Origin of the sequence: Marinobacter vulgaris, from assembly GCF_003344045.1 — a bacterium.
Lineage (GTDB): Bacteria > Pseudomonadota > Gammaproteobacteria > Pseudomonadales > Oleiphilaceae > Marinobacter > Marinobacter vulgaris.
This window is the reverse complement of the sequence record NZ_QFWX01000014.1, coordinates 1-6,571: the sequence shown is the minus strand read 5'-3', so window position 1 is coordinate 6,571 and position 6,571 is coordinate 1. Positions and strand designations below refer to the sequence as shown.

The 6,571-nt window shown below is 55.4% G+C and carries 9 protein-coding genes; 5 read left to right on the top strand and 4 right to left on the bottom strand.

Annotation, left to right across the window (positions count from 1 at the left end; translation table 11 throughout):
- Together DIT71_RS17430 and DIT71_RS17425 are read right to left on the bottom strand one after the other, a co-directional pair.
- Positions 1-426 (bottom strand): nucleoside 2-deoxyribosyltransferase (locus DIT71_RS17430; RefSeq protein WP_114614506.1); only part of this gene is annotated, 426 nt, incomplete at its 3' end.
- Positions 427-635: 209 nt separating this feature from the next.
- On the bottom strand, positions 636-923 hold the full coding sequence (locus DIT71_RS17425; RefSeq protein ID WP_114614505.1) for a sll1863 family stress response protein: 288 nt from the start codon (positions 921-923) through the stop codon (positions 636-638).
- 85 nt (positions 924-1,008) lie between these two features.
- Here DIT71_RS17425 and DIT71_RS17420 point away from each other — a divergent pair, with 85 nt between their 5' ends.
- Positions 1,009-1,617, top strand: a complete 609-nt coding sequence (locus DIT71_RS17420; protein ID WP_319921926.1) for a transposase — start codon at positions 1,009-1,011, stop codon at positions 1,615-1,617.
- 72 nt (positions 1,618-1,689) lie between these two features.
- Here the strand turns inward: DIT71_RS17420 and DIT71_RS17415 are convergent, their stop codons facing one another.
- The gene (locus tag DIT71_RS17415) at positions 1,690-2,724 is read right to left on the bottom strand and encodes a GlxA family transcriptional regulator (protein ID WP_114614504.1); all 1,035 of its coding nucleotides are present in this window, start codon (positions 2,722-2,724) and stop codon (positions 1,690-1,692) included.
- Between the two features lie 157 nt (positions 2,725-2,881).
- Between DIT71_RS17415 and DIT71_RS17410 the strand changes: the two genes are divergently transcribed.
- Positions 2,882-3,448: an OsmC family protein gene (locus tag DIT71_RS17410; RefSeq protein ID WP_114614503.1), complete on the top strand. Its 567-nt coding sequence runs from the start codon at positions 2,882-2,884 to the stop codon at positions 3,446-3,448.
- A 34-nt stretch (positions 3,449-3,482) separates the two neighbouring features.
- On the opposite strand, the gene DIT71_RS18600 is transcribed toward DIT71_RS17410, so the two are convergent.
- Entirely contained in the window at positions 3,483-4,508 is a 1,026-nt protein-coding gene (locus DIT71_RS18600) for an MFS transporter (protein ID WP_455429705.1), read from the bottom strand.
- Between the two features lie 438 nt (positions 4,509-4,946).
- Between DIT71_RS18600 and DIT71_RS18055 the strand changes: the two genes are divergently transcribed.
- From DIT71_RS18055 to DIT71_RS17395, 3 genes are all read left to right on the top strand, one after another.
- Positions 4,947-5,117 carry a hypothetical protein gene (locus DIT71_RS18055; RefSeq protein ID WP_167507479.1) on the top strand — a complete coding sequence of 57 codons (171 nt, stop codon included), beginning with the start codon at positions 4,947-4,949 and terminating at the stop codon, positions 5,115-5,117.
- Between the two features lie 190 nt (positions 5,118-5,307).
- On the top strand, positions 5,308-5,997 hold the full coding sequence (locus DIT71_RS17400; protein ID WP_114614502.1) for a glutathione S-transferase: 690 nt from the start codon (positions 5,308-5,310) through the stop codon (positions 5,995-5,997).
- A gap of 28 nt (positions 5,998-6,025) precedes the next feature.
- Positions 6,026-6,571, top strand: a 546-nt coding sequence (locus DIT71_RS17395; protein WP_199491046.1) for a S41 family peptidase, incomplete at its 3' end; no start/stop codon positions are given.

The following is a 6,571-nucleotide window of genomic DNA, read 5'->3' as shown; positions in this document are numbered from 1 at the left end:
CATCAGGTTGTCACTCATCTCAAAGTCCTCAATGGTGTGGCCCAGTTTGTCCAGACCGATTGAGCCCATCCGTTCCCGGTAGCGACGGCTGTCCAGGGTGAATCCGAAGGCGGGCTTGCCCTGTCCGATCATGTAGCCCACTTCGTATACCGTGCCCGGGTCAGCGCTGATGCCGCGGAAGGGTGTCAGGTTGGCGATGATGCCATCGCAGCTGTCCATCAATTCGCGGTTGGCCTGGTAGATTCGCTGACCGCGGTCGGGTTTTGCCTGGTCACCTGAAAACGCCAGCTCGGTGTCCAGCGGGTCTATGCCTTCAAATCCGTATTCCCGAAGCAGGCGTTTTTTCTCGGCCACGATGGCCTGGTGTTCAGTGGCGGGGAAGAAGACTTCCGGGCCGGCGAGGTAGATGCGTTTAGGCGTTGCCATGGGGGCCTCTTTAAGACTGATCGTAAAACTGGGACAGATTTATTTTCGAGATTTATTTTTGCGGTTTCGCTGATGGTTCAGCCGTGATTTGGTTCGCTACCAACCCGTTCGGCACTTCGGTTCACATCGGGTCGTCAGGATAGTGTTCAGCCATTAACAACCGGCACGTGTCTGCGCCGATTGTTTTCAAGCTGGGTTTAGCAGGAGACTTATTTGAAGCGAGACATTGCAGAGCTGAACGCGCTGCTTACCGAGTCCCAGGCAGTGTCAAGGCCCGCTTTAAGATCTTCCCAGGCATCGTCGCCAGCTTCCTTTATTTCATCCAGTTTCTTGCTGACATCGTCTTTCATCGATTTCAGTTCGTCGATCTGTTTGTAATATTCCTGCTGGGCATCCGCCTCTTTGAAATCGGCTTTGGCTTTCAGCTTGTCAATCTCGGCATTCCATTCGTCGAGCTTGGCCTGAAGTTTTTTAACGTAAGTATCTCTCTTGCTCATTGTCATCATTCCCTGTGAGCGCGCCCTTCGAGGGCAAAAATGGGCCGTGACGCTGCGTTACCAATGTTTGGCAGGTTTTGGCTGAATCGAATTTACTCGCAGCCCCCAGACTAATCAACGTTTATTACAGCCCCGCCAGAGGCCTCGACAACTACTCATTGGCCAACGCGGTCATAACCGTCAACCCGTATTTGTTGAGAGGCGGGACTTTAAGTATTACCTGGAGAACCTGCAGGAGTGGAAACAGGTTTATGGTGTTGAGCTTTACAGTTATTGCCTGATGACCAATCACATCCATTTGGTTGTTCAGGCAAGCGACAATGTGACCGCAATTCCGCAGTTGATGAAACGTCTGGCTGGTCGTCAAACCGGCTTTGTCAACGCTCTTGAAAGCCGGAGCGGTTCGTTTTGGGAAGGGCGTTACAAAATCAGCGCGATAGATACCGACGCCTATCTTCTGGCCTGCTGCCGATACGTAGAGCTCAATCCCGTCAAAGCGGGGATGGTGGAGAAGGCGGAGCAATATGAGTGGTCGAGCTACCCCGCACGTTTAGGAATGGTGCCCTGTGATTGGCTGGATGAAGCTGAAACGTTTCGTTCTTTGGCTGGTAGTCATCAGTTACGCGCTGAGGCCGGCTTCTGGAAAATGGATCTGTCCCGGTTTCACACGGTTTCACATTCTTCTCGCAGATGAACTCGCTGACAGGAACATCATTGTGCTGGCAGCGTTTGTTCTGGTGTTGAGTACGGCACTGTTCCGGCCTGACTACGCCTCGGAAAGATCCGCCAATTCTTCAACAAGAGGTCGAAACAGACGCCGGTACTCGCCAGGTGTAAGGCCCGTCAGGCGCCTGAATAACCGGCGGAAAAAGGATACATCCTCGTAACCGGCCTCCAGGCTTACCTCCTCCACTGACAATCTGCCATGTTCCAGTGCGCGCTTGGCCGCTTCAATGCGAAGGTTCTGAAGGTACTCAATCATTGAGGAGCCAGTGGCAGCCTTGAACCGCCGCTTGAGTGTTCTCTCTGGCAGAGGGGAGGACTCTACCAGCAGGGTAATGGCCCGGGGATCCCGCCAATGCATCTTGAGCCATTCCTCACATTTGCGCACAGCCGAGTCGGCATGGTGTGTTTGCCGGACCAGGCTCGTGAACGGCAGTTGGCCTTCTCCGTGCCATTTCAACAGATACACTTTTGCAATGCGGAGCGCTTCACCGATACCCACGTATCGGGCAATGATATGCAGTGCCAGGTCGTGCCACGATGTCGTTCCGCCCGCCGTCACCAACCGGCCATCGGGGTGGGCATAAACAAGGTTGGTCTCCGGCCGGAAATGCACCCTGGGATAGTGCGTTCGAAAAAGCTCCTGATAACCCCAGTGAGACGTTGCTGCGCAGTTATCCAGCAAACCACTCTCTGCCAGTAACACTGACCCGGAACAGGCAGAATAGATCGTTGTACCTGACCGGAATCTGAGCTTGATCCAGTCCATAAGCGCTTCATAGCGGCCTCCTATATCTTCATGGGGGCCCAGCCAGATCTCCGGGAGGATCAGGATATCAGCGGCAGGGTCATCCGCAATGGCGTACGCCGGCTCAACGGGAATGCCATGGCCACAATGAAATGGCGCCGAGTTGACGGAAACAATCTGCACATCAAACGGTTGATATGGAATCGGATCCCCCACCAGGGACTGCCAGATATTGCCCGTCGCCATAAGCACATCCACCATCCCATACAGCGCCGAACCTGCCGTTTCGGGCAGAGCGAGAATCAGAACGTTTTTTTGCTGTTGGCTCATGTTCCATCCTCCCTGCAATTGGTGGCACAAATGCCTTCTTTTTGTCAGAACTCCATCTGACCCAGTACGCAGTCATCCCTTACTTTATACCCAGGCGCCACAAAGTGCGCCTCCCGGTCCGCCGGGTTCCTTTAGACGACGAAGCAAGGTGAGAAAGATGAACACACAAGTAAATATTAAGACCCGTAACGGCCTTGATCTGATCCAGATGGGCCAGACCATTGAAGCCCTGAAAAACGACCCAGGCCTCGCGCAGTTCGAATTCCGGGCAAGAAACGAATGGGTGGACGGCGGTGAAAATCGCTCTGCCATCCGCGGATTCTACGGAGCCGGCGCTGAAGACGAATCCCGTCACAAAGACTTCGTCTTCACCAATGGTGAGCCCCCGGTCCTGCTGGGCAAAAACGAAGGTGCCAACCCGGTGGAATTTCTCCTGCATGCTCTGGCCGGCTGTGTTACCACCACCACGGTCCTGCATGCCACGGCACGGGGCATCACCATTCGAAAACTGTCAACCAGGCTGTCGGGCAATATCAACCTGGAAGGACTGCTGGCGCTAAATGACGAGGCTGTAGCCGGCTACGAGAACATTCGTATCCTCATGGACATTGAGGCTGACTGCAGCGACGAGGAGCTGGATGATCTCCTGTCGTTTGCCAGGGACCACTCTCCGGTCTGCAACACTGTATGCCGGCCGGTTCCGGTAACCCTTGAGCGGGTCTGAGGGCCAGTCCGGGGCGGGGACACCCGTCCCGGACTCACCTGGAAAACCGGGACAGATCTATTTTCCGCCTGCCCGTTCCCGCCGAATCAGCAGTACCAAAGCCAGCGCCGCCAGTGACCCCATCACAGCGGCGAAAGTGATCCCGGTCGTCTTCAGGCTGGTCATGCTCGCCATCAATCCCAGGCCGATCACCGGCACCGAGATAGCGATATAGGCCACGACAAAGAAGGTGGACGTCACCGCTGCTTTCTCCCGCACAGGGCTGGCCGCGGCGATGGCGCCCATGCCGGCGCGGAATGAGATACCCTGGCCGATACCGGCAATCACGGCACCCACGACGAACAGGGCGAGGGATTGGGTGTAGATGCCCAGTGCTATCGGAACCACGCCTATCATCAGAGACACGCACCCCAGAGGCAGGCGCAGCCTGAGCGGCAGTCTGCCCTGCAGGAACTGACCCAGGGTTGAGGCAATGAAGATGCTGCCGGCCACAACGNGGAATAAATACACCGCGGACTTCCGCTGGCACGTTCAGGCGCTGGATGGACAGTTTGGGGCGAGCGGGTTTCGAGACGGTCTCAGGCGCTGCCCAGATGCAGCACACGGCCAGCACAGCCATGGCAATGTGCACCAGAAAGGTCAGGTGCAGTGGCCAGGGTAGGTACTGGGAAAGAGCGCCAGCTAACATCGGCCCCAGGCCCAGCCCGCCCATGTTTGCCGCCGTGGCAAAGAAAGTGGCTTTCTCCCGCCAGTGGGGCGGGGCCAGTTCAATGACTGCCACCGTGGCCGTGCCGGTGAAGATCCCTGCGGACAGCCCCGACAGCACCCGGCCGGTCAGGATCATGGCCAGGCCATCGGCCTGCACGAACACCAGGTCACTGATGATGGAGCAAGCCAGGCCCGCAAATAGTAAGGGCCGGCGGCCTATCTGATCAGACCAGCGCCCAGTCAGTACCAGTGCGGCGATCACACCAAAGGCATAAGCGGCAAAGATGATGGTGATCATCAGGTCGGAAAACCCGAAACGGTCCTGGTAGATCGGGTAAAGAGGCGTCGGCATGGTGGTGCCGATCATCGTGACACTGAAGGTGAAGGCTGCGCCCAGGAAAATAAGCAGCGGAAACCAGGGGTGTTGCTTGGGTGAGGGCATGCAGGATTCCCGGTCGGCGATCTTTAAAAGTCGGCTACCCTATCAGAAGGGTCGGGCGAATCGAAGGGGATAACGGGGTCAGGTCTTGCCTTTTGCTCTCTTGCGAATTTTGGGAAGGCGTAGCAGTCTAGCTAACCGATTTAATGCCGGTTAAGAACGAAAACCGGGACAGAATTATTTTCTAGCGTGGAAGGTCGAGCAGCAGGGCCATGGGAACAGCTTTGTCCAAGACACTCAGGGCCGTAGCTCAGAGGCTTGCGTTTTTGCCTGCGTTGTAAATGCACAAGGCAGGACCCCGGAAGCTCACACCGCATAGAAAACCAACCAATAGTTTAGCGGGAAAATTGTATGTCGAAGAAAGTAGTCATGTTTGAATACGAGAAAGAAACAAAAAACAGTGTTCGCTATAAGGAAGTCCCCAGTGAAGGCACCGCTCCTGTCGTGGGTACTCTGTATGTTCAGAAATGGTTTGCTGGCAGTAGCAAATCCATTGAGGTAACGATAGACAAAAAAGACTAGCGGCCCAGCGAAAACCGGGACAGATCTATTTTCAGCCCCGGTTTTCCCTAACGTTGTCGGCTTTTGAAACCAGGTTGCTAAACCAGCGGTATTGGGTTGAATAGACCTGGCTTTCGGATCGGGTCTTTTCCTGTGCGCTACACTTCCAGACAACAGTTATCTTCTCAACTGTCAGACTGGGAGAGTCACAATGCAGGACTACGAACTCTATTACTGGGGCCTGCCCTTTCGCGGTAATTTTATTCAACTTTTTCTGGAGGAGGTTCGGGCGGATTACCGCAAGCTGGATGCCAGCGAGGTTTACCCTGATAAAAACCTGAACATCCAGTACCCCGGGATGGCACCACCCTATCTTTACGACTGCAGGGCCCAGGTGTGGTTCGCCCAGATGCCGGCGATTCTCATGCATCTGGCGAAGGCCTACCATTTTCTTCCCGACGAGCCTGAGCAACACACCCTCGCTCTGAAGGTGATTCTGGACTGCAATGATATTCTCATGGAAATCACCAACTACAATGGCACGGTGATGTGGGATCAGGATTCATGGGCCGAATTCCGGACCCATCGCCTGGCCGACTGGATGGCCATTTTCGAAAAGACCGGCCAGGCGCACATCCTCAAGCCGAACGCGGGCTATCTGCTGGGCTCCAGGCTCACGGTGGCCGATATCGCAACTGCTGCATTGTTTGGCACCCTCGTCCACAGCTTTCCGGAACTCGCCGCAGATCTGGAACACAACGCCCCCCGGGTGGCGGGTCTCTGCCAGCGAGTGGAAGACCGTCCGTCGATCAGGTCTTTTCTTGAGGATCAGCGAAACGAGTTGGGTAAGGCCTACTGTGGTGGTCAGATTGAGCAGTCCCTGCGGGACGTCTTACGGTAGCGCGGAGCTAATGGATCTGGAGTCCTCTATGAAAACCGCCCAACGCCGCGGCAATTCTATTTCCAGCCCTGATTTTGCAAGCCTGCAGGGTGTCTGGCGCTCCCAGGGTTACGGCACTGTGTTGCTGATCGAGGAAGATTGGTACACCCTTTTTGAAGAAACCAGCATCAGCTGCCTGAAGATTGATGCGGGCAGTATTGACGAACTTGGTCACTATTACGAAGATTTGGCGGTATCCCCTGGTGGCCAGGCGTTCAGTGCCCATCGGGTAACTGGCGTAGCACGCATCAGCTTCCGTCGCCTGAAAGGATTGCCCGCCAGTGTCACTGAAAGTCACAGGCACAGGGCAAAGGATCCGCAATACAACTTTGACGTTTTCTGGCGAACCTTTCACGAGCAATACGCCCTGTTTAAACTCAAGGGTGTGGCCTGGGATCGGGCGCATCATGACTATCTTCCCCAGATTAACGCGAACACATCACAGGAAACGCTCTTTGCCACCATGGTTGCGATGCTACGGCCCCTGAAGGATGGCCATATTCGTCTGCATTCACCCTGGGGTCATTACAGGGCA

Coding starts and splice junctions, on each gene's coding strand:
- DIT71_RS17425 (WP_114614505.1), bottom strand. CDS start 923: ATGAGCAAGAGAGATACTTACGTTAAAAAACTTCAGGCCAAGCTCGAC.
- DIT71_RS17415 (WP_114614504.1), bottom strand. CDS start 2,724: ATGAGCCAACAGCAAAAAAACGTTCTGATTCTCGCTCTGCCCGAAACG.
- DIT71_RS17410 (WP_114614503.1), top strand. CDS start 2,882: ATGAACACACAAGTAAATATTAAGACCCGTAACGGCCTTGATCTGATC.
- DIT71_RS18055 (WP_167507479.1), top strand. CDS start 4,947: ATGTCGAAGAAAGTAGTCATGTTTGAATACGAGAAAGAAACAAAAAAC.
- DIT71_RS17400 (WP_114614502.1), top strand. CDS start 5,308: ATGCAGGACTACGAACTCTATTACTGGGGCCTGCCCTTTCGCGGTAAT.